The organism is Rheinheimera maricola, from assembly GCF_016918075.2.
Classification (GTDB): domain Bacteria; phylum Pseudomonadota; class Gammaproteobacteria; order Enterobacterales; family Alteromonadaceae; genus Alishewanella; species Alishewanella maricola_A.
This window is the reverse complement of sequence record NZ_JAERPS020000023.1, coordinates 1-613: the sequence shown is the minus strand read 5'-3', so window position 1 is coordinate 613 and position 613 is coordinate 1. Positions and strand designations below refer to the sequence as shown.

The window sequence follows — 613 nt, the reverse complement described above, 5'->3', positions numbered from 1 at the left end:
CCTGCTTACCTTCTCCAGATTATGCACCATACAATACAACTGCCATTGGCCCTGTACTTTCGTTTTGCCGCGTAAGCTAAACCGGTTTAGCCTTTTGTTGGTGCCGATATTGCCAAACACCGGCTCCACTACCGACATTCTATGGCTGTAAACTTCTTTACCCGCATCGCTGTCTACCCGCTGTTTCATCCAATCGGTGTAATTAGGTGGTGCGTTGGCTTTGAGTAAAAACGATACCTGGCGGCCGTTACCATTGCGGTGATTGGCTGACTCGGGCGTTAACATGCATTGTTCTTTTAAATCGCAGTGGCGGCATTGCAACAACCGACCGCCGAATAAGGCGCGTTGTTGGCCATCTGGCTCTGGTCTGGTGCCCCTGCAGGGGAGTGACTTACCCGCCGGACAAATACAGGTCATGGCGATTGGGTCAAATACAAAGGCACTGGACGGGAAGATGGGCTTTTGCCCTTTTGCCTTGTCCTGATGCCGCTTGCCGTACTTTTGTTTTTGCTCACTAAATTTCGGGTCGCGCTTTCTAAACTGATTATCCGGCACATAGCCGTTTATGTTGTGCTGATACAAATAGCTGTTGTTGGCTTCGTTGGCAAAGCCA

At 50.1% G+C, this 613-nt stretch carries 1 protein-coding gene; it reads right to left on the bottom strand.

The genetic code is table 11. From position 1 onward, the window contains the following. Positions 1-613 (bottom strand): transposase (locus I4W93_RS20230; RefSeq protein ID WP_224673590.1); only part of this gene is annotated, 613 nt, incomplete at both ends.